17 protein-coding genes are annotated in these 21,226 nt (G+C 64.1%); 8 read left to right on the forward strand and 9 right to left on the reverse strand.

The window, feature by feature from the left end; translation table 11 throughout:
* Window positions 1-5: 5 nt before the first annotated feature.
* On the reverse strand, window positions 6-290 hold the full coding sequence (locus tag SMA01S_RS19115) for a PepSY domain-containing protein (protein ID WP_066826247.1): 285 nt from the start codon (window positions 288-290) through the stop codon (window positions 6-8).
* Window positions 291-519: 229 nt separating this feature from the next.
* Between SMA01S_RS19115 and SMA01S_RS19120 the strand changes: the two genes are divergently transcribed.
* Window positions 520-1,539: a YncE family protein gene (locus SMA01S_RS19120; RefSeq protein ID WP_157094042.1), complete on the forward strand. Its 1,020-nt coding sequence runs from the start codon at window positions 520-522 to the stop codon at window positions 1,537-1,539.
* Window positions 1,540-1,926: 387 nt separating this feature from the next.
* Here the strand turns inward: SMA01S_RS19120 and SMA01S_RS19125 are convergent, their stop codons facing one another.
* The 5 genes from SMA01S_RS19125 to SMA01S_RS19145 form a co-directional block, all read right to left on the reverse strand.
* The gene (locus SMA01S_RS19125; protein ID WP_084250438.1) at window positions 1,927-4,161 is read right to left on the reverse strand and encodes a TonB-dependent receptor; all 2,235 of its coding nucleotides are present in this window, start codon (window positions 4,159-4,161) and stop codon (window positions 1,927-1,929) included.
* Window positions 4,162-4,294: 133 nt separating this feature from the next.
* Window positions 4,295-5,245: a FecR family protein gene (locus tag SMA01S_RS19130; RefSeq protein ID WP_066826290.1), complete on the reverse strand. Its 951-nt coding sequence runs from the start codon at window positions 5,243-5,245 to the stop codon at window positions 4,295-4,297.
* Entirely contained in the window at window positions 5,235-5,792 is a 558-nt protein-coding gene (locus tag SMA01S_RS19135; RefSeq protein ID WP_084250439.1) for an RNA polymerase sigma factor, read from the reverse strand. The genes SMA01S_RS19130 and SMA01S_RS19135 overlap by 11 nt, the downstream gene beginning before the upstream one ends.
* A gap of 17 nt (window positions 5,793-5,809) precedes the next feature.
* Entirely contained in the window at window positions 5,810-6,613 is an 804-nt protein-coding gene (locus tag SMA01S_RS19140) for a ChbG/HpnK family deacetylase (protein WP_066826253.1), read from the reverse strand.
* Window positions 6,588-7,460 (reverse strand): glycosyltransferase family 2 protein, encoded by an 873-nt coding sequence (locus SMA01S_RS19145; RefSeq protein ID WP_084250440.1) that lies wholly within the window; start codon window positions 7,458-7,460, stop codon window positions 6,588-6,590. Before SMA01S_RS19145 ends, SMA01S_RS19140 begins: the two co-directional genes overlap by 26 nt.
* Before the next feature lie 306 nt (window positions 7,461-7,766).
* Here SMA01S_RS19145 and SMA01S_RS19150 point away from each other — a divergent pair, with 306 nt between their 5' ends.
* From SMA01S_RS19150 to SMA01S_RS19165, 4 genes are all read left to right on the forward strand, one after another.
* Window positions 7,767-9,260 carry a glycosyltransferase family protein gene (locus SMA01S_RS19150; protein WP_369405677.1) on the forward strand — a complete coding sequence of 498 codons (1,494 nt, stop codon included), beginning with the start codon at window positions 7,767-7,769 and terminating at the stop codon, window positions 9,258-9,260.
* A 79-nt stretch (window positions 9,261-9,339) separates the two neighbouring features.
* Window positions 9,340-9,855 carry a DUF2141 domain-containing protein gene (locus tag SMA01S_RS19155; RefSeq protein WP_066826256.1) on the forward strand — a complete coding sequence of 172 codons (516 nt, stop codon included), beginning with the start codon at window positions 9,340-9,342 and terminating at the stop codon, window positions 9,853-9,855.
* A gap of 69 nt (window positions 9,856-9,924) precedes the next feature.
* Window positions 9,925-10,221 (forward strand): helix-turn-helix domain-containing protein, encoded by a 297-nt coding sequence (locus tag SMA01S_RS19160; RefSeq protein WP_169804276.1) that lies wholly within the window; start codon window positions 9,925-9,927, stop codon window positions 10,219-10,221.
* Window positions 10,222-10,601: 380 nt separating this feature from the next.
* Window positions 10,602-11,537: a polysaccharide deacetylase family protein gene (locus tag SMA01S_RS19165; RefSeq protein WP_066826262.1), complete on the forward strand. Its 936-nt coding sequence runs from the start codon at window positions 10,602-10,604 to the stop codon at window positions 11,535-11,537.
* Window positions 11,538-11,677: 140 nt separating this feature from the next.
* Here the strand turns inward: SMA01S_RS19165 and SMA01S_RS19170 are convergent, their stop codons facing one another.
* Both SMA01S_RS19170 and SMA01S_RS19175 read right to left on the reverse strand, forming a co-directional pair.
* Window positions 11,678-12,961: a sensor histidine kinase gene (locus SMA01S_RS19170; RefSeq protein WP_169804277.1), complete on the reverse strand. Its 1,284-nt coding sequence runs from the start codon at window positions 12,959-12,961 to the stop codon at window positions 11,678-11,680.
* A 142-nt stretch (window positions 12,962-13,103) separates the two neighbouring features.
* Window positions 13,104-13,775: a response regulator transcription factor gene (locus tag SMA01S_RS19175; protein ID WP_066826267.1), complete on the reverse strand. Its 672-nt coding sequence runs from the start codon at window positions 13,773-13,775 to the stop codon at window positions 13,104-13,106.
* Between the two features lie 180 nt (window positions 13,776-13,955).
* On the opposite strand from SMA01S_RS19175, the gene SMA01S_RS19180 reads away from it, so the two are divergent.
* The 3 genes from SMA01S_RS19180 to SMA01S_RS19190 all read left to right on the forward strand — a co-directional run bounded on the left by SMA01S_RS19180 (window position 13,956) and on the right by SMA01S_RS19190 (window position 18,740).
* Window positions 13,956-14,972 carry a YncE family protein gene (locus SMA01S_RS19180; RefSeq protein ID WP_157094043.1) on the forward strand — a complete coding sequence of 339 codons (1,017 nt, stop codon included), beginning with the start codon at window positions 13,956-13,958 and terminating at the stop codon, window positions 14,970-14,972.
* Window positions 14,973-15,121: 149 nt separating this feature from the next.
* On the forward strand, window positions 15,122-17,743 hold the full coding sequence (locus SMA01S_RS19185; RefSeq protein WP_157094044.1) for a TonB-dependent receptor: 2,622 nt from the start codon (window positions 15,122-15,124) through the stop codon (window positions 17,741-17,743).
* 10 nt (window positions 17,744-17,753) lie between these two features.
* The gene (locus tag SMA01S_RS19190) at window positions 17,754-18,740 is read left to right on the forward strand and encodes a purple acid phosphatase family protein (protein ID WP_084250443.1); all 987 of its coding nucleotides are present in this window, start codon (window positions 17,754-17,756) and stop codon (window positions 18,738-18,740) included.
* A gap of 231 nt (window positions 18,741-18,971) precedes the next feature.
* Here SMA01S_RS19190 and SMA01S_RS19195 read toward each other — a convergent pair whose 3' ends face one another.
* Complete coding sequence (locus SMA01S_RS19195; RefSeq protein ID WP_066826278.1) at window positions 18,972-20,780, reverse strand: diguanylate cyclase; 1,809 nt, start codon at window positions 20,778-20,780, stop codon at window positions 18,972-18,974.
* Between the last annotated feature and the right edge of the window lie 446 nt (window positions 20,781-21,226).

A 21,226-nucleotide genomic window follows, 5' to 3' on the forward strand; every position in this document is an offset into this window, starting at 1 on the left:
TCGGATCAATCCTTCGCGCCGGGCCGTTCGAAAGAATTCTCGACGATCGCGCCGGTCATCGCATCGACTCCGATCTCGTGGATACGCGGTCCTTGCGCGATGTCGAATGAATAGCGCCAGCCATGCCCTTCATATTCATACTCTGCGTCCTTGACCCGGCCGGGCGCGATCTTGAGCGCGATCGCGCGGGCCTGCGCCATGCTGAGCTTGGGCGCGGCCTTGCGGGCAGCCGCGGCCGGGTTGACTGTTGCGACCAGCGCAATCGCTGCAATGAGGGCGAGGTTCTTCATGTCGTTACTCCTAACTCGCGGCCGACAATGGCCGCCACCGCTCCTTACCATTCTATAGATTGAGCGGCCGTGGCGGCAGATGTCGGTTTTCCCAATGTGCGTTAACGCCGATGGCGTCGCAGGCCGGAACGGGGCTAATTGTCTTTTCCCAATCTCTTCGGAAAAGAGCAGCGAGCGCGCGACAAGTGCTTGGTTCGCGCGGTATTGCACGGCTCATTCTGGCGCGAGGTTGCTGTATGAAGATGTATTTCCTGGTCTGGCCAGCCTTTTGCTGGCGAGTGCTGCGCCGGCAGCGCCCGCCGCGAATTATGTCCTGGCGCACAGCGTCGCGCTCGGCGCGCCCGACCGCTGGGACTATGTCGTGTTCAGCGCGGACACTGGCCAAGTCTATGTCGCGCACGGCGACCGCGTTACCGTGGTCGACGCGGCGGCGGGAAATATCGTGGGGGAAGTCAGCGGGATGCCGGGTGGGACCCACGGCGTGGCGATTTCGATCGCGACCGGCCAAGGCTTCACCGACGACGGCGAGGCGGCCCAAGCCGTGGCGTTCGACCTCAAATCACTCAAGGTCACGCGCCGCATCGCGGCTGCCGACGATGCCGATGGCATGGTATTGGATAAAGCGACCGGCCATGTCTTCGTGGTCGATGGCGATCCGGGAACGATCAGCGTGATCGATGCCAGGAGCGGTGCTCCGATCGCGACGATCGCCGCCGGCGAAAAGGTCGAATACATCGCCTCCGACGACAAGGGATCGGTCTATGCCGCCGGTGAAGAGAAGGGCGATCTGCTCAAGGTCGACTCGCGTTCCAATACCGTCGTCGCGCGCTGGGCTACGCCGGGTTGTGACAAGCCGCACGGCCTCGCGCTGGACAGCGCTAATGGGCGGGTCTTCATGGGCTGCGTCAATGCGACAATGATGGTCGTCGATATCCGGACAGGCCAAGTCGTTACGAAACTGCCCATCGGCCTGGGCAGCGACGCGGTGGCGTTCGACTCCAAACGCAAACGCGTGTTCAGTTCGAACGGGCGAGATGGCACAATTTCGGTCTATCAGCAGGTTTCGCCTGACCGCTATCGGGCGATGGCACCGATCGCGACCGCAGTCAGCGCGCGAACGATGGCGGTCGATCCGGCGAGCGGCCGGCTGTTCGTCGCCGCTGCCGATACCGACCCCCCGGCAGCATCAGGCGGCCGTCCTCGTGTCCGGCCCGGGACGCTCAAGCTGTTAATGTTCGACCCGCGCTGAAACGCAAACATTGGGAAATCACCGAGCGCCTGATGCCCGTTTTGCCGGGCAGCGTCGCCTGTATCCTGAGTACCGCGCAGGCATTCGCTACGGGCTCCCGGTTACCCCCCGCGCAGCCAATTGCCGATCCTTTGGTGACGAATTCGGCGGACCAGACCAAGCCTCCCCAGCACGCATTGCCGAAGACTCGGACATCATCGTGACAGCGACCAAGGCCAACTAGCTCGCGCTGGTCTCCGCCTCGCTCCAGCCGACGCAGCCGCAATCGGCCATTTCTCCCTCGTTCATCGGGGATTCGCTGTCCGCGACCGCGAAAGCAAATGTCTTCATTGTCGAGGATGCTTCTCCCCTCGTTGCCCTGGCGCCGGTTATCGGTTGACTGTTGGCCTACCAGCCGAACGCGATGCCAAGCCGCGCATTGCGCGGGCGCAATGGCGTCGTCTGGTCGCGATAGGTCAGGGAAAATGGGTTGCCATAAGCGAAGCGACTGGCCTTGCTGTTGGTCAGATTATCGACCGCAAGGTCGATGCGCAGGCCGCCGCGACGTACACCGGCCGACAGTCCCAGCAGCCAGTAATTTCCCTGGCTCACGTCGAGGAGATCGCCCGTGCCGAGAACGGACCGGCCGACATAATCGGCGTTGAATCCGATCCAGGGCGCAACGCCGCGCATGGTCCATTCGTAGGACAAGCCCCAATGCCCGGCAAATGGTGGGGTTTCCGGCAGGCGGCGGTTGTTGTCGGTCGATAGATCAGCGATGGGGCCAGAGACTTCGTTGTCGGTGAACAGGAACGACGCCTCGGCATGCAGGCCGGCGATCGGTACCCAGTCGAGCGCGCCCTCGGCTGCTTCGATCCGGGCGTCTCCGATATTATCGGTATAAGGCTGGCCGCGGCGGTTGATCAGGTCGGCTTGGATATTGCTCCAATACGCGGCCGAAACGCTGCCCGAAAAGGCAAGGCCGGTCGCGCCGTCGCGGAGCTTGCGTATTCCGATTTCGCCGACGGTAATGGTGTCGGAGCGGTAGTCGGCCACCCTGCCCATGCCCGCGGCGACGGCCAATCCGCCCGTCCGGTATCCGGTCTGGAACCGCGTGAACAATGCGAGGTGCGGAGCGACTTGCCACGAAAAGGCCAGTGTCGGGTCCAGTCGCCGGCTCAGTCGGCCTTTTACGAACTTCGCCGATCGCGGTGTGGCTGAAGGATCGCCGTCGGTTCGGGCCATCGTGGCTCGCCCCCCCGCTGTGACCGAAAGGCCCGGCAGCAGCGCAAGCGTCGCTTCGCCGAAGGCCGAGGCGGCCTTGGTGACGTTGGTCACGCCGATGATCTCCAACGGATTCCCCGGCGAGCCGGCGGCGCGCGACAATATGTCCTGGTCCCTGACCAGGGTGAACCCGGCGACCCAGGAATTGCCGTTCGGCAGCGACCGCGACAGGCGCGCCTCTTGGCTCAACAGCCATTTGTCGCGATTCGCGGTATAGATGACCGGCGGAGACGTCGACCCTGGCGGGCGCCGCGGCGTGGCGTCGAACTGGTCGGTCGATCGATAACCGACGATCCCTGTCGCCGAAAAGAACCGCAGCCCGCTGTCCCAATCCTTGGTGACGGTCACGCGACCGAATAGCAGTCGGTTGTCGAAGGACTGGGCGATACGCGAGCGCCTCGTCAATGGCCCCTCAGCGGTTTCCGCATATTGGCCGTCGCGCGTGTCGATCCATTGGCCAGCCCCGCTTGCCTCCAGCTGCCAGCCATCGGCCGCGTCGATCCGCAGCGCCAGCCTTCCTCCAAAGGTGTCGCCCTGATTGACGTTCCTTAGGCCGCGCCCGACATCGTCGAGATAGCCGCCCTCATGCACGTCATAGGCGACCGCGCGGATCCCGAGCCGATCCTTCAGGACCGGCAGGTTGACCATGCCGGCGACATCGAAACCGGTGCTTCCTCCCTGGGTCGCGGTGACGCCGCCCGACACCGCGCCCGCCACGGCAGACAGATCGACGGGATTGGACGTCAGCCGGATCACGCCCCCGATCGCGCCGGAACCGTAAAGCGTGCCCTGCGCGCCCTCCAATATTTCGATCCGGCGCATATCGTATAGCCGCAGACCGGGATCGGGTCCGGAATAGGTCAATTGCACATCGTCGAGATAGATGCTGGTCGGCGATTGGGTGGTGCCGCTGAAGCTGCTGTCGGCGATGCCGCGGATGAACACCTTGTTGCGTCCGGCGCCCAGTTGCGTGCTTTGCAGGATGGGGGTGCCGGGCGCGAGATCGGTGATCGTTCCTGCTGCCGCTGGCGGCGATTGCTGCGCATCGATCACCATCAGGCTCCCGGGATAACGCAACAGCGACACGCGCTGCTTGCTGGCGGTCACGACAATGTCGGGCTCGCGAGGGGAGGGCGGCGGCGTCGCGATCGGTTTCGCTTTGCGCGGTGCCGCGCGAACGGGCGCCCGCACGACGCGATAGCCGCGGGCCACCGCGATCGCGCGATAACCGGTATCGGAGAGGAGACGGTCGAGCGCCTTGCGCACTGACATACTTCCCAGGACTGGTCCGGTACGGACCGTTCGCAGCCCTGCTTCGGTGCTGGTGATCTCTACTCCCGCCTCACGGGCGAGAGTCATCAAGGCGATGTCGAGCGTCGTCGGGGGGATCGAAATCGCGGTGTCACGGGCTAGCGCCGTTCGTGGCAAGCAAGCCGCTAGTAAAAACAGGAATGCTGCGAGGCCGAAGCCGGGCCGGCTGCGTAGGCGCGCGTTAGCGCGGGGCCGATGCCCCGTCGGACAGGATCCATCGCTCGCCGTCACGCCGCCACGTCGCCCCGATCATTTCCGCCAGATGCGGGACATCCCGATCGGCGACCCCAGTGAAGCGGACCATGCCGGTGAAGGGGCGTTCGGACAAGCCGGAGTCCAGGTCCAGCTTGAACCCATATAGCCGTTTGAGCGCCGCGATAACGTCGCCGACCTTTTTATTGTCGAAGCTCAACGTGCCGGTCCGCCAGCCGCCGACCAGATTGGGCGCGATCTTCGAGGCGATGACATCACGCCCGTCGTCGCGCACCGCCAGCGCGTCGCCGGCGCCAAGCCTCCGCGCCTTGCTGCCGGGCTGGAACAGCACCGATCCCTCGGCCACGGCGATCGTCAGGCCCTTGCCGTCGCGGGCGACGTTGAAGACGGTCCCGAGATCGCGGATCGTCATGGAGCCGACGGTCATCGTGAAGGGGTGCGCGGCGTCGTGGCTGACATGGAACAGCGCTTCGCCATGATCGAGCGTTGCGACGCGTGGATTGGCGCGATCGAGGCGCAGCACCGTCCCGCCGCTCAATTCGATGCTGGTGCCCGGTTGCAGCGCAACCGTGCGGCGCTCGCCGGCCCTGGTCGCCACGACATAAAGCGAGGAACGCGGCGCGATCAGCGACGGCGCCAGCATCGCGACGCCCATCGCGGCTGCCGCCGTGCCGGCGATCAACCACGACCAGCGAAGGCGGCCAGGGCTGTTGTCGTTGCCGGCGGCCGGCATGGGCGCGGGGAAATGCTTCCCATCGATCAGGCGATCGTCCTTTGCGATCGCGTCATAGGCCGTGGCGTGCGCCGGGCTCGCTTCAAGCCAGGCGATGAAATCGGCCCAGCCATGCTCGTCGGCATCGGCCAGGCGAACATGCCAGCCGATTGCCTGATCGATGATATCCGACTGTTCAGCGTGCACGGTCCGTGCCCCTTTCCCCATGCTGACGACGCGCCGCTTCGGAATCCTCAGCAAATCGGTTGAGCCGATCGTGAATTTTGCGATATGCGCGCTGCAACAGCTTTTCGACGCCGCTGATACTGATCCCGAGATGCTCGGCGATCGCGCGTTGTGACTGCTCCTCCAGCCGGAACATGCGCAAAGCGATCGCCATACGCTCGGGCATGTCGGCAATGGCACCTTCGACCTGTTGCCATTGGTGCTGCGCCATCAGCCTCCGTTCGGCATCGGGCAGTTCGTCGGCGTGCGGCTGGCTGTCGACCCAGACGGCATCGCGCGCGCCGCGGCGGCCGGTCGCGATCCGGCGATCGGTCGCGAGATTGGCCGCGATGCGGTAGAGGAATGCCGCCGGCTGGGCGACCGGCTGATCGGTAAGCCGGTCGATCCGCAGCCACATGTCCTGGAGCACATCCTCGGCATCCTCGCGATTGCCGAGCCGCGCGACCAGCAGACGGAGCAGCGTCGGACGTTGCGCAAGGAAAATGGCCTTGAGACCGCCGTCTGCCACTGTCGTCGCGTCCTCGGTCAGGCAGGGAACGCCAGACCTCCAATCGCCGCCATGTCGGCGATCGACCAATTGCGCAAGGCTTCGGCTTCGCGCGACCTCGCCGCGGCGATCGCATCGCCGGGTCGCGAGCCCGCGCCGGGGTGGCACATCACCAGATGTATTCCGCCTGGCTTGCGCAGGAAGCGGGGGAAGAGGGTCCGATAGTCGCCGGCAAAGTCATAATGACCGGCAAAGCTGTCATTGGTGGCAAGCCCGGCCGCGGCCGCGGCGCGGCGCAGCCCGCGCGAATGCCAGGCGCTGCCGATCGCCTTGCCGGCAAAGGGGCGCGCCAGCATCGCCGTCAACCGGTCGGTGCAATCGCGGATCCATGCCCCGGGCGCCCGCAACGCGGTTTCCGCCAGGACGATATCGCGGATGCCTGGAAGCGCATGCGCGTGCTGATGGCCGTCGACAAAGGCCGGCGGCCGGCCGAGCGCGGCGATGAAGGCATCGAACTGTGCCGCGATCTCCGCCGCCGCCTCGTCGAGCGGTATCCGGCCGCGCGCCGCCATCCGACCGAGCGGGTTGATCGCCGGCAACCGGCCGGCGGGCGCCAGCCGCGGTATCCGTGTCAGCGGAACCTCCTCGGTCAGCGTCAAATGCAGGCCGATCTGGACATGGTCGGGCAGCCCATCGAGCAGCGCGCTGTCGGTGGTCCAACCGGGCATCACCGCCATGCAGCTGATGGCGTTGATCTTTCCTGTCGATGCAAGGCCGGCAATCGTCTCGCTGACACCGCGCGAAAATGCGAAATCGTCAGAACACAGGATGAGGCGAGGCAAATGCCGGTCCTTCGAGATGTTGATATCGCCGTTCGCGGATCCGGTTGCTGAGCAGGCGCCGCCGCCGCAGCCGCGCGGCCAGGAATGAATAGAAGAACCAGTCGCCGGCCCGAGGCGCCGCGGCCGAATAGACCAGCCGCTCGAACAATGTCCAACGGATCGAGTCGCGGTCGCGCTCGCGCGGCGACGGGGCGCACCAGAGATCCTGCGCATATCCCATCGTCCCGGCGCGCATCACGCGATGGATGATCTCGTGATCCTCGAGCACGTAATTCCAGCGATCGGGATCGAACCCGCCAGCGGCGCGCAACGCGGACGTCCGGAATGCCTGACCGGCGCCGCCGGCATGCGACTGGTGCGGCAGCAGGCGTGCGACGGTCAGGAACAAGCGCGCCGTGGCACGGAGCGTTCCGTTGTCGACGCCGGGCGCGACGAAATAGGCACCCGCGGCGACACGGCCGGGTTTGGCCAGGATCGCCTCGGCCGTGGCGAGATAGTGCGGTGGGTAGAGCGTGTCGGCATCGCAGGTCGCAACCAATGGCGTGCGTACCCAGCCGAGGCCGGTGCGCAACGCCGCGACCTTGCCCGGCCTGGGCTCCGTGATCAGCAGATAATCGGCACCATGATCCCGGCACGCGGCGCGGGCGATCGCCGCGCTGTCGTCGGTCGATCCGTTATCGATCAGGATCAACGTCATCGGTCCCGTTTGCCGGGCCAGGCTGGCGATCGTCGCGGCAAGATAGTCGCGCTCATTGAAGAAGGGCAGCAATATGCTCCAGGTGCGCTGATTCCGGTCGTCGAGCCGGGGCATATGGCGGGTGCTGACCGGATCGAGATCAAGATACATTGCTGGCCGTCCATGGAAGCGGGGTGGGGTAGAAGACGGCGACCGGACGAGACGCAGCGGCGATCCGCCCTCCCGCGGGTTCGCCCGTCATCGTGTCGGCGCCGCCTTCCTTTGCCCCACATTCAGTGACGACACGCCTGCGGACGATCCGCACCGAATGATGCGAAAAAAAATTTACCCGGGATTCACCGTTGGCCGCACCCGCGGACGGCGATTGCCGGACGACATGCTCGTGCGATCCCGCACCGGGATCGCGAAAAATATGTCGCATGACGCCGCCGTCCCTGCCGCCTAGATGGATCGGCCGTGGCGACCGCGGCATTCATCGATCGATCGGAAGGCATCGCGCCGGCACGTCTGCCGCGGATCGGCATGTTCGCGCTGTTTCTGGCGTTGGCGGCCGCGATCCGGGCGCGCGATTTCGGCAACCCGATCATCCATGTCGACGAGCAATATTACCTGCTGGTCGGCGACCATATGCTGCACGGTGCGCTGCCCTATGTCGATATATGGGACAGGAAGCCGGTCGGACTGTTTCTGATCTTCGCGGCGATCCGCCTGCTCCCCGGCGACGGCATCCTGGCCTATCAGTTGATTGCGACCTTGTTTGCCGCGGCCACCGCGTCGCTCGTCGCGCGCGGCGGCATGCGGCTCGGGGCAAGTCGGGCAGGCGCCGCGGCGGCCGGCGCGGCCTATATCCTGTGGCTCTCGCTGCTCAGCGGCCGCGGGGGGCAATCACCGGTCTTCTACAATCTGTTCATGGCCGGGGCGGGATTGCTGACATTGCGGCTGCCCGAGCTCGCCCGGCGCACCGATCGGCAGGCGATCATGGCCAGCGGCTGCGCTGCCTGCCTGTTTGCCGGTCTGGCGATCCAGACCAAGTACACGCCAGTCGTGGAAGGGGCGTTCTTCGGGCTCGCGCATCTTTGGTTCCTGCGCCGCGCCGGCACGAGTTGGGCGGCGATGGCCGGCGCAAGCGCGATTTGGGCCGCGCTCGGTATTGCGCCGACCGCGGCGATCGTCGCGAGCTATTACGCGCGCGGCCCGGCCAACTTTCAGGCATTCTGGTTCGCCAATTTCGCCTCGGTCGCATTGCGCAAGGGATATCCCGCGGCAAAGATCACGGCGCGCCTGACGGGCACGACAGTGCAATTGTCGCCCTTCATCATATGTACGGTCGTCGCGTGGCGAGCACGGCCGCGAGGGAGCGAAACGCTGCTCGCTTTCGGCTGGCTTGCCGCTGCGCTGGTCGCGTTCGCGATGATCGGCGCGTTCTTCGATCATTATGCCCTGCCGCTGATGGTGCCGCTGACGATGATCGCGGCGCCGGTGTTGGGACGCTGGCGAGCTGCCCTCGCGGGCACCGCCGTGATCGGTGCGATATTGTTCGTTTTCCACCTCGCCACCGAACCCGACGACCGCGGGTCGGCCTATCGCGTCGCCCAGGCAATGGCCGCGAACGACGGTGACGAATGTCCCTATGTCTTCGCGGGCGACTCGATCCTTTATCATCTCGCGCGCGCCTGCCTGCCGACCGCTTATGCTTTCCCTTCGACGCTCGCTTACGAGCCGGAACAGGGGGCGACCGGGATCGACGAGGCGGCCGAAGTGCGGCGCATCATGGCGGGTCGTCCGCCGGTGGTCGTGACGTTGGATCGTCCACTGGCGCCGTGGAACCGCGACAGCCTGGGCGTCGTTACGGCCGCATTGGCGCAGGACTACCGCCTCATCCTGTCGGTACCGCGAGAGGACGAGCATTTGCTTGTCTATCGTCGCCGCGATCGTCCGCAATTGCGATGAAAGATGCCGCGGACGGGTGCGGGTCGGGCCAGTCGGCAACGTCTGGTTATCGACTTCCTTATCATCCGGACCGGATTTGATGCGCCTGACCATATTCGTTGCCGGCCTTTCCTTCCTCTCCATCTATGCCTCCTCGGCCGGTGCCGAACAGATCGGGCAGGACGCGGAGCAGTGCAGGGCCGGTCGCGGTCCGGCCATCCAGGTCAATGTCCAGGGGCTGAAGGATCGGCGCGGGGAATTGTGGCTGGAACTCTATCCCGCGACGCCGGACGACTTCCTCAGCCCTGATACCGACCTGCTGGCTCAAGGCAAAACCTTCCGCCGCATGCGCTCACGGCTGCCGGCGGCCGGCAGCGTCGAAATCTGCGTCCGCGTACCACGCCCGGGCCGCTACGCGCTGATGCTTCGCCATAACCGTGTCGAGCGCGACAAATTCTCCTTCTGGAGCGACGGGGCGGGGGTGCCGGCCAACCAGTCATTGGGCCGCAGCAAGCCCAGGCTGGATCAGGCCGTGGTCACTGCAGGACCGGGCGTCACCGTCGTCGCGATCAAGATGCAATATCTGCGCGGCTTCGGCTTTTCTCCGTTGGATTGACGCCGTGACCGGTTTGATGATGCGATATTATCGGTCGACCCTTCCCGCCGAGCCTGCAGGCGCATGTTGGTGACGGAGTCCGACGCGGCGGACGGCGCACAGCGGCCCGCCTGGGCGATATCGATCCAGGTCGGCGAAGCATTATGGCGCGGGCGACTGAGGGTGGGGCTGTCCCTGGACGATGTCGCCGGGCAGATCGGCGCCGATCGCGAGACGGTCGACGCACTCGAGAGGTCGGACTTTGCCCGGCTGCCGTCGCGGGACACGTCGATCGCCCTGGCACGAGCCTATGCGCAGTTGGTCGGGCTGTCGAAGAAATGGGTAACAGCGGCGCTCGACAAGGAATTGCTGCGACACAATGAATGATGCCGGCCTGGGATTGTTGAACCGTCGTATGTCCAGCATTGCCGGTTTCTCAACTTGTTCGAATCGAGTAATTACGAGGCTATATCTTGGGATATAAGGGCGCCGGTACATCCGATCGGACATCCGATGGCAATCGACAAGCTTCTCTGTTCGTTCGGCCTACACGTGCCGGACCCGACTCGTATAAGCTGGGGCAATTCAGCGTCAGGTTCCGGATTCGAGATGAGCCATTGCGGGCGTTGCGGGGTCGAACTGACGCGTCGGCGCGGGAGCAAATGGCGGGCGATCGCTCTCGTCGACCGCTGAACTCGAGGGCAGGCGGTCGTGGAGAGCGCCACGGTGGATGCGGGTTAGTCGCGCTGACATCGGCATTCAGGACGATGTGGGCGATCACCTTCCTGCTGGTCAGCCAACCTGTCGCCGCCCGGCCACACGAAGCCAGGATCGCGCTGACGTTCGACGACCTGCCGGCGCTGACCATTCTCAACGACCAAGCATATGTCGATTATCTGAACCTCATGATCCTGCGGGGGCTGAAGCGACATCACTTCCCCGCGACGGGGTTCGTCAATGAAGGCAAACTTGATGAGCTGCAGCGCGACCGGCAAATCGCCAATCTCCAGCGCTGGCTCGATGCCGGCATAGACCTCGGGAACCACACATATTCGCACGAATCCCCCAACGCGCTCGGCGCGGAGGCCTATATAGCCGACATCGTTCGCGGCGAGCCGGTCACCACCGGCCTTCTTCGTCCGTACGGCCGGCGGCTGCGCTGGTTCCGGCATCCCTACCTCGAAACCGGTTTTCCCGCGTCGGTGAAGCGAACGATCGACGGCTGGCTTTCCACGCACGGCTACCGCATCGCCCCGGTTACGATCGATGCCGACGACTGGGAGTTTGCAGAACCTTATGACGATGCGATCGCGCGGAAGGACGTTGCGCGCCAACGGCGGATCAAGGCCGAATATCTGGCCTACACCGCGCGCAGGATCGAGTGGTCGATCCGGAGCGGACGCGTGTTGTTCAGGCGTGACATCGCCCAGGTCATGCTGTTGCATTGCACCCGGCTCAACGCGGACTCGATCGACGACCTCGCTGCCTTGTTCCGGCGCTTTCGTCTCCGTCCCGTCAGTCTGGATCGGGCGATGCGCGACCCAGCCTATCGCACTCCCGACACTATTGCGGACAAAGAGGGGACAGACTGGCTAGAGCGTTGGGCCATCCTGAAGCATCGCGATCTGCCGGAAGCAGGCGACGAGGACCCACCCGCGGATATCCAGGCTGCTTACGATCAGGTCGACAATGATAGACGCTAGGTCGATGGTATCCCAGTCCCTTCACGATATCGATTCGGTGCCGCCCGCTTGATTCACCTGAGAGGCTTGAACGCCTTCGCTCTTACCAGACGATGGGGTGCGCCCTCACGCATGCAGATGGCTCCGCCATCTGCGATGTGTCACCCTTGTTCCTGTGAGCCTTGCGGTGGATCGACGATGTTCATGGTTATGCAAGACGTGGACCCCGACGAAACGACCCGGCTTGCTTCGTCGACGATCGGCAAGGAAATAGTCGCTCGCAAACCGGGATAATTGTCCTCGATCACCAGCTGGCCATGATGAGCCGCAGTTATTGCCGCTACGAGGTTGAGGCCGAGACCGTGCCCGGTGGTCGTGCGGGCTCGGTCAAGGCGGACGAAGCGCTGCGTAATGCGATCGCGATCCCGTTCCGGTACGCCTGGACCGGTATCCGCGATGATCAATCGGGCGCATGCGCCGCCGTGCTGCGTGCTTACCGTAACTTCGGTGCCTTCGGGGGTGTGGAGGAGCGCATTATCGAGGAGATTCGTCGTCATCTGGATGAGCAGTTCGCGATCACCCAGCACCAGCACGGCACCTTCGCTGTCGCAAGCGAGCGTCCTGCCGCCATCCTCGATCGCCGGTCCGTACATTTCGCAGACCCGCCGCACCAGCGCCGCGATGTCGACCGGTTCGAACCGGTCTCGGAGGCCGCTCGTCTCCACCTCGCAGATACGCAAGATGGCCTCGAACAGCGCAAGCATCGCATCGCTCTGTCCAAGCGCGAGCTCAAGAGCATCGCGAAGCGGCACGATGTCCTGCGTCCCGCTCAACCCGTTTTCGATGGCGCTGCGCAGGCGCTGCAGCGGCGTCCGCAAATCGTGGGCGACGTCGCTTGAGACCTGACGCAGATTCTCGACCAGTTGTGCGATGCGGTCAAGCATCGCGTTGAGCGACGCCCCTGCGCGGTCGAATTCGTCACCCGAGGGGCCGACCGATACGCGCTGCCGTAAATCTCCAGCCATGATCGCCTCGGCCGTCGTCGAGATGGTCTCCAGCCGTCGTCGCAAATGGCGGCCGAACAAGATCGTGCCGGCCGCGCCGAGCCCCAGAATGATGATGAAGCCGATGGCAAGGGCGCCGAACAGCCTGTCGCGCAAGCGGTCGAGCTCGCTCGTGTCCCCCGCCACGATCAACGTTTCGCCATCGGGGAGGCGCTCGGCGAAGAACCGTGCATGCCAGGATGGTTGCCCCGATGGCTCCAGCCTCGCTTCACTCCAGCCGGGCACCGCGTCCGGCAGTGACGATTGTCTCACCACCACGCCGCCGCCGCGGTCGAACAGCGCATAACGATAGGGGTTACCGGGACGGCGCGCATGGCGGGTGAGCGCGTCCATCAGGTCGGGCAGCCCGCCTTCGCCATATTCGCGCTTGAGCCCGGTCACTTCTTCGGTGATCGCATGATCGAAATCGCGCCACACCATGGCGCTCGCGGCGTAATAGACAGCGAAGCCGGTCGCCAGAACCGCCACGGCGCAGAGAGCGGTATAGCCGAAGGCCAGGCGATAGGCGGCGCTCCGCCACAACTCACGCATCGACGCGCAACCGATACCCCACGCCCTGCAGCGTCTCGATTGGATCGCTGCCGCCATGCCGGAGCTTGGCGCGCAGGCGACTGATATGGCTGTCGACGATATTGGTGTTCGGGTCGAAATGGATGCCCCAGACGCTGGCTAGGAACATCTTGCGCGTCACCGCCTGTCCAGGGTTGCGCATCAGCTGATAGAGGAGATCGAATTCGCGTGGTTGCAGATGCACGTCGCGGCCCCCTCGTTTGACCCGCCGCGGCAGTAGGTCGAGCGACAGGTCGCCGACCCGATAGTGCGTCGGCGGATCGTCGCGGATCGAGCGCCGGTTGAGCGCTGCGATCCGGGCCAGCAACTCGTCCATCGCGAACGGCTTCACGAGATAGTCGTCGGCCCCGCCCTCAAGGCCGCTGACGCGATCCGCCACCGTCCCGAGCGCGGTCAACATCAATACCGGTATCCGGATGTCGAGCGAGCGCCAGGCGTCGAGAACCGCGAGGCCATCGATATCGGGCAGCATCCGATCGAGAATGGCGACGTCGAATTCGCCGGAGCGCGCGGAAGCGATGGCCTCCGCGCCGCACGCGACATGCACTATTGTGTGAGAGCGGGCGAGCCCGCTCTCGATCAACAGCGCCGTCTGGATGTCGTCCTCGACCAGAAGAATTCGCATGGTCCGTAGATGCCGCTGTGCAACCCTCGCCGTCCAGAGCGGAGTTGGGCGGAAGCTCGGTTCGGGCGACTCCCGGCCGTCATAGGGATTGAAAGTTCCCAATGTCCTGCCCACGGCCTTGGCGGGCTCCCCGAAAGCGCGGCAACTCGCGCGGTCCAACCACCAATTGAGGAACCGGTCATGCCTCGGCAATTGTCAAACTCCCTGCTTCTCGCAGCAACGTTGCTCGCGGCGTCCGCCGCCCCAGCCGCTGACCGCGGCGGCAACTATGCAGTCACTGGCCGGATCGCTGCGCCCGGCGATGGCGGCTGGGATTATGCCGCGATCGATTCGGCGACAAAGCAGGTCTATGTCACGCACGGCGACATCGTCGTGGCGGCCGATGTCGTGCGGAACACCGCCAAGGCGCCGTTCTCCGGTATCGCCAAAGGACACGCCGCGGTGCCGATCCCGAACCGACACCTGCTCGCGGTCACGAGCGCACGGGACAATACCGTCCGCTTGTTCGACACCGAAACGGGAAAGGAATTGGCCAGGGTGCCGGTGGGCAATGATCCCGACGCGGCTTATTATGACGCCTCCCTCCAGCGCCTGGTCGTCGTCAATGCGAAAGGGGGCACGATCTCGCTGGTCGATCCGGTCGCCCGCAAGGTGACGGGAACGATCACCCTGAAGCCGGGTCTTGAGGCGGCAACGCATGACGGCAACACGCTGATCGTCAACAATGAAGATTTGAGCGAGGTCGAGACGGCCGACCTCCGCACCGGCAAGGCCGGCCCGGCGCTGGTGCTGACCGGCTGCGAGGGGCCGACCGGCCTCGCATTCGACCCGGCGACGGGACAGGCGATCAGTGCTTGCGCCAATCACAAGGCCGCGATCATCGATGTCCGCCATCATCGCCTGGTCGGCTTGCTCGACATTGGCGCCGGCCCCGACACGGTGGTCGTCGACACCCGGCGTCGCGTCGCGTTCATTCCGTGCGGCGGCGACGGTACATTGGTGCAAATCGCGCTGGATGGCGGCGCGCGCGTCATCCGCTCGATTCCCACCGAGCCGGGTGCGCGAACCGCGGCGCTCGATTCCGATACCGGCGCCATCTACCTTCCGACCGCGGATCTCGCGCCGCCGGCGACGCCGGGCGGCAAGCCACAGCCGAAGCCGGGTACATTCCACATTCTGGTCGTCACATCGCGTTGAGCGGCGAGTCCGGAAGCGACACAGACATTAAAAGACGCCAACCCAGATCGTGAGTCCCCCAAGCGTCACAATCCCGGCTCACCGGCCGCACAGCGACAGGCGAGCGCTCGCGCGGACCGTCGGTCTTTCGGTTGAAGGGGCTCACGATCATGAGGAAATTGGCGATCCTGCTGGCGACCAGCGCGGTGCTCGCGTGCGGTTCCGCGCCGGCCTATGCGGCAGAGGCGGAAAAAGACGGAAAGAGCGACGCCGATCAGAATGCGCCTGCCCCGAACGATATCGTCATCACCGCGCCGCGCGATCAGGAGAAGGCGCGCGAGGTCAAGAAGAACGCTCTCAACATCGTCGAAGTCCAATCGGCGGAGAGCATCGCCAAATATCCTGATTTCAACGCCGCCGAGGCGCTCAGCCGTGTGCCCGGCATTTCACTATCGAGCGACACCGGCGAGGGACGTTTCGTCAACATCCGCGGCATTGACGGCAATCTCAACGGTGCCACCTATGGCGGTGTGGTGCTGCTCAACACCAATCCTGGAGGCACCGTCTTCGGCAGCGGCCGCGCGGTCGAGTTCGACACCATTCCGACCGGCGCGATCGACGGCTTCATCGTCACCAAGACCGGCATGCCCAACCACGATGCCGAAGGGTTGGGCGGCTCTATCGAACTGACGCCGCGCTCGGCGGCCAACGTGACGCACCCCTTCGCCGACGGCGCGATCGGCTATGGCTATGAGCCCGAGCACCGCCATGGCGGGCCGCTCAATCTCGACCTCGCGGTCGGCGGACGCTTCGGCGGGGCGAACAAGCCCTTCTCGATCGTGCTGACCGGCTCGTGGCGCGAGGATCGCCGCGGCTTCGACGATATCGAGGAGGATTATGTCGACGAACCCGGCCTGACCTCGGCGGCGGGGCCGGCGTTTTCGGCAGGTCAAGTGAACAAGGCCGTCGCCGATTACCAGTTGCGGCGCTACGACTATCACCGTCGCCGTTTCGGCTATGGAGGCGAGTTCGCTTACACGCCCAACGAGAATCACCAATATTATCTGCGCGCATCGGTTGCCGGCTATGTCGAATCCGTGCTCAAGAACCGTCTTACCTACGACAAGCTCGGCGAATTCGACGACAACACCAAGCAGGCGGACACACTCAGCATCGATCCGACCAATCCAGCCGGCTATGCGACCACGACGGCGATAACGATCAAGGGTACTGACGAGGAGGAGACGCACCGCAACCAGGTCTATGTGATCGGCGGCAAGGACCGGTTCGGCGCGTTCACGCTCGACTATCACGCGGCTTATTCGAAGGCGACATTCAGTGTCGGCCGCAATTACGGCACGACCTTCAACGGGCCGAAGAACGTTCCGTTCAGCTACGATAATAGCAACCCGGACTTTCCGGCGCTGGCGATCGTCGGCGGCGCGACCGATCCCAACAACGCGTCGCTCTACAAGCTGGCCAAGCTGAGCAACACAAAGGAAAAGGCCGACGACCACGAATGGTCCTACGCCGCCAACGGCGCGCTCGACACGCATTGGATCGGATCCAACGACCGGTTACAATTCGGCGGCCAGGTGCGGCTGCGAACCAAGACTGATACCCCGTTCAACCAAAGCTTCACGCTGGCGCCGACCACGGCCGGCGCGCTGCTCGGGTCGGCGATCACCGACTTCTACGGCGATCGCTATAGCAATGGGCCGCAGATCGACGAAAAGGGGATCGAGGCGCTGGCGGCGAATTCGTCGCCGTCCGCCTTCACCCCCGACCTCGGTGGCTATTTCCGGGCCAGGGAGGACATTTATGCGGGCTATGCGATGTACACGCTCGACGCCGGCAAGCTCGGCGGGGTCGTCGGCGTGCGCGTCGAACATACCAAGGCGACGTACCAGAGCTATAGCTTCGACGCCGACGGCAACCTGCTCAGCCCAGATCCCGTCACGCGCAGGCGCGATTACACCAACGTCTTCCCGACGGTGCAGCTGCGCTATTCGCTCGACCCGACCCTGGTGATCCGCGCCACCTATTCGACTGGCATTGGCCGGCCCGGCTTCTCTCAGGTCGCCGCGCCGATCACGATCGACCATGACAACGAGATCATCACGCGCGGCAACCCGGACCTGAAGCCGACCACCGGCAACAATTTCGATCTCTCGATCGAGAAATACCTGCCGCATTCGGGCATTCTGTCGCTCGGCGCGTTCGACAAGGAATTGCGCAATTACGTCGCGAAGCGCACAGCGTTCGGCACCGATCCGGTCAACTTTCCCGGCGTGACCAAGGTCGAGTTCGACACGTTCGAGAACATTCCGACCGCGTATGCTCGCGGCGTCGAAGCCGCCTATGACCAGCGCTTCGCCTTTCTGCCGGCGCCGTTCGACGGGATCGGGGTCGGCGCCAACGTCACTTATGTCGACAGCCAGGTCGAACTCCGCAGCGGCGAAAAAAGGCAGTTGCCGGCGACCTCGAAATGGACCTGGAACGCCGCGGTCTATTACGAGGCGCATGGCGTCCAGCTCCGGCTGTCGGCGCAATATGTCGGCACGAACCTGTTCGGTATCGGCGATACACCCGCGCTCGACGTCTTCCAGAGCCCGCGCACCACGCTCGACTTCACCTCGTCGATCGGCCTGACCCGCAACGTGCGGGTCTATTTCAACGCGAAGAACCTCACCAACGAGGCGCTGCGCATCTACGAAGGCAGTCCCGATCGTCCGATCCAGCGTGAATTCTACGACGGCACCTTCGAGGGCGGCATCAAGTTCAAATTCTGAGGGCTGATCCATGATTATGCAGACCAATCGCCGCGCCCTTTTGGGCGGTATCGCCGCAGCCGCCGCTGCGGCGCCGTTCGGCAGTCTCAAAGCGCAACCCACCAGCGCCATCAGCTTCCTCGCCATCGGCGACTGGGGTCGCCGCGGCGAGCCACATCAGCGCGGCGTGGCGGACGAGATGGGCCGGCTTGCCACGCAGATCGACAGCCGTTTCACGCTCGCGCTTGGCGACAATTTCTACAATGCGGGGGTCCAGTCGGTCGACGATCCGCTTTGGAAGCAATCGTTCGAGGACGTCTACACAGCGCCCTCACTCCAGCGCCGCTGGTACGCCCTTCTCGGTAATCATGATTATAAGGGCAATCCGCAGGCGCAGATCGATTATTCGCGCAAGAGTTCGCGCTGGACCATGCCAGGCCGATATTATGTCATTTCAGGGGCGAGCATCGGCGTGCCCAATGCCGATATCTTCATGATCGACACCTCGCCGCTGGTCTCGGGATACCGCAAGGAGCCTGCGGCGACAGCTGAGCATCGGGTGCACGACCAGAATGCGGATGCGCAATATAGCTGGCTGGACAAGGCATTGGGCCAGTCGAAAGCGGATTGGAAACTGGTCTTTGGCCATCATCCGATCTTCTCCGGGGGCCAGCACGGCAACGGTCCGGACTTGATCCTCAATCTTCTTCCGATCCTGCAACGGCACGGCGTGCAGGCCTATGTCTGTGGTCACGATCACGACATGCAACATATCTATAAATCCGGGATGCACTTCATCGCGACCGGCTGCGGCTCGACCGTTCGGCCCGTCAACCAAGTCGAGGGTACCCGCTTCGTCATGTCGCAATCGGGTCTGTCGCTTTGGCGCCTGGGCCCGGAACAACTCGACTTCGCATTCTACGACTGGGGTGCCTCCAAGGTGTATGAGGCATCGATCCTTCGCAATGGCGGGGAAATACAGGACCTTAAACCCAAGCCAAAGCAGACCGATGACTGATGACAGGAACGCCCCTAATCTCGGTCGTAGAAACTTCAAATCGCACGGGCTGAAAACCGCCATTCGTTTATGTTAGGCCGCCGACCGAATTCGCGCCAAGTTGGCAGGTCAACTGCGCCTCATAGGTAGCCGGAAAGAAAGAGACCGCGCGCCTATCCGCGAGCGTAGCCGCGGCAGGTCCCGCCAACGACTACCCGCGTGTCAATTGACGCGAGTTACACGGTCAGGTTGTTAAGCCGCACTTCGGCTACCGCGCACGGTCGCAACTTCAACCCTGTCCCGCCCGCGTGCCTTGGCCCGTAGCAAGGCAGCATCGGCGGCCTGCACTAGCCGATCGATGGGGCAGTGAACCGGCGCGGTCGCTATGCCCGCAGATGCGCTTACCGGTCCAAGCGTGACGCCCTCATGGATCAGGCAAAGGCCGGCGATGCGTTCGCGAATTTCCTCGGCGCGCGCCGCTGCCTGCTCGGCGTCGAGCCCAGGGAGCAAGAGCAGGAATTCCTCGCCGCCATAGCGAAAAGCCAACTCCTTCTCACGCACCGCGCCACGAAGCACAGCGCCGACTTCGCGCAGCACCGCATCGCCGGCATCATGGCCGAAGCTGTCGTTGAACCGCTTGAAGTGATCGACATCGACCATCAGGCAGCTGACCGGTTGCTTTGCATGCGCACCATCGGCCAGCACATCTTCGAGTGTCGCGTCGAGCTGGCGGCGATTGGCAAGACCGGTAAGCGCGTCGCCCATGGCCATCGCCCGCAACTGCTCACGCAAGCGGAGATTGGCGAGTGCCAGACCGATATTCTCGGCGAGCATGGTCAGGTATGTTTCCGGCGTCGACGGTACATCGGACGTCTCGGGTTTCCGCTCGAAATAGAGAAGGCCAAACGTCTCGCCGTGAGCGCTCAGCGGCAGGCACAATGTATCGAATGCCAGCTCGTCCTGGATGTCGAGATGATCGCACGGGACGTCGATCGCCGCGCCGGCGGGACGATGCGGCAAGCCGCGCCGTAACGCCCAGCACGCGGCGGGCGCGAATTCCCGCTGCGAATAGCGTGGAGCGAGCCAGCTACAGGCTTCGACGACCGCGTTGCGTTTTGCATCGACGAGGTAAAGCCGGCCGGCGAGATCGGGGACGACTTCCGGAATGAAGCGCCGTGCGATCTCCTCCAGGTCGCGAAGTGTATCGCAGCCCTGCATGCGCTGGGTCATACGCGAAAGAAGATCGCGCAGCGCGCGATCCGCATCCCGTTCATCCTGCAGACGCTGGCGTTCGAGGCCGTTCTCCCGGAATATCTGAATGGCCTGTGCCATGTCGCCGATCTCGTCGATCTGGCTCAAATTCAGCGGCTCGACGGCAAAATCCTGCGCCGCAAGCCGATTCACCACGTCGCTGAGGCGGATGACCGGCTTCAGCACGCGCTGCCGGAATACGAAATAGAGGACGAACAAGAAGAGCAGAGCGGTGACGGCAAGGGCCGCCTCGGATACGTTCTTCCAAGCACGTGCGGCCTGGGTAGCCGCGGCAACCTGCGCCTCGGTACGCTGGTCCAGCCGGTACTGAAAACGCTCGATCATGGAACGAGTGCGGTCGAGCTCGCGCTCATATTCTGCGCCGAACACGAGGGCACGCGCCTTCTTCTCATCGCCGCCATCGAACGCGGTGATCGCTGCGCGCTGTTCGTCGCGTAGCGTGTCTGCCCAGCGGATCGCTTCCTTCAGCGTATCCAACTCGTCGGTATTGGCGCCAGCATCGCCGACGTGAGCGATGCGGTTCTCGACCGAACCGAGGGCCGCGGCTTCGCGTTTGTAGAGAAGGCGGTAGGTCGGGTCGGCGGTGTCGAGATACTGACGCGCTCGATCCGTCAGCGCGAAAACCTCGTCGCCAAGCTTTTCCGTCGCCTGGTCGAGCCGATAGCGCTGCTCCACAGCCGAGCGCTCGCGATCCTGCGCATTTGAGGCGAGAATCATCGTCGCGCCGGAAAGGAGGGTCAGGGCGACTGTCGCGCCATAGGCCCAGTTGGTGATAGTCGCGAGCCGCATCTCTCTAATTTATCGAGCGAACACCACCCAAAGGTTAAGGCCGCCCTCAGTGGACCTGCAGAAAACAGGTAAGCGGCAACTGTCGACGAACATTGATCACACAGGCCTGATCGAGTTTGAATCTAGGTTTCTCGCATTCGCGCTCTACGTCGGTTGAACCAATGAGATTAACGAACGGCAGCCCTTGCGGAGGTCCTTTGTAAGCCGAACGGGCGGAATTTGGCGCATAAAGCAAAACAATCCGATGGGTGAAGACGATCGCCTAACGGGATTCTTCGGGCCGCGGCAAATATGCACGATGCGGCATCCAAGTCCGCTATATTGGCTCCCGATTTGAAAGGCGGACTGGCCGCTAGCGGCCCAGTTGCTGCCATCGGAACGCTTGGCCAAGCTACGTCCGCTTTGGCCGGCCGCAGTCCTAGAAGCGGTCAGTCCGGAATCGGCCC

It is taken from the genome of Sphingomonas mali NBRC 15500 (genome assembly GCF_001598415.1).
In the GTDB taxonomy this organism is placed as follows: Bacteria; Pseudomonadota; Alphaproteobacteria; order Sphingomonadales; family Sphingomonadaceae; genus Sphingomonas; species Sphingomonas mali.

Excerpts from the sequence above, each read along its gene's own strand:
- SMA01S_RS19115 (WP_066826247.1), bottom strand. The coding sequence starts at position 290 with ATGAAGAACCTCGCCCTCATTGCAGCGATTGCGCTGGTCGCAACAGTC.
- SMA01S_RS19125 (WP_084250438.1), bottom strand. The coding sequence starts at position 4,161 with ATGACTCTCGCCCGTGAGGCGGGAGTAGAGATCACCAGCACCGAAGCA.
- SMA01S_RS19145 (WP_084250440.1), bottom strand. The coding sequence starts at position 7,460 with ATGTATCTTGATCTCGATCCGGTCAGCACCCGCCATATGCCCCGGCTC.
- SMA01S_RS19155 (WP_066826256.1), top strand. The coding sequence starts at position 9,340 with ATGCGCCTGACCATATTCGTTGCCGGCCTTTCCTTCCTCTCCATCTAT.
- SMA01S_RS19165 (WP_066826262.1), top strand. The coding sequence starts at position 10,602 with ATGTGGGCGATCACCTTCCTGCTGGTCAGCCAACCTGTCGCCGCCCGG.
- SMA01S_RS19175 (WP_066826267.1), bottom strand. The coding sequence starts at position 13,775 with ATGCGAATTCTTCTGGTCGAGGACGACATCCAGACGGCGCTGTTGATC.
- SMA01S_RS19180 (WP_157094043.1), top strand. The coding sequence starts at position 13,956 with ATGCCTCGGCAATTGTCAAACTCCCTGCTTCTCGCAGCAACGTTGCTC.
- SMA01S_RS19185 (WP_157094044.1), top strand. The coding sequence starts at position 15,122 with ATGAGGAAATTGGCGATCCTGCTGGCGACCAGCGCGGTGCTCGCGTGC.
- SMA01S_RS19190 (WP_084250443.1), top strand. The coding sequence starts at position 17,754 with ATGATTATGCAGACCAATCGCCGCGCCCTTTTGGGCGGTATCGCCGCA.
- SMA01S_RS19195 (WP_066826278.1), bottom strand. The coding sequence starts at position 20,780 with ATGCGGCTCGCGACTATCACCAACTGGGCCTATGGCGCGACAGTCGCC.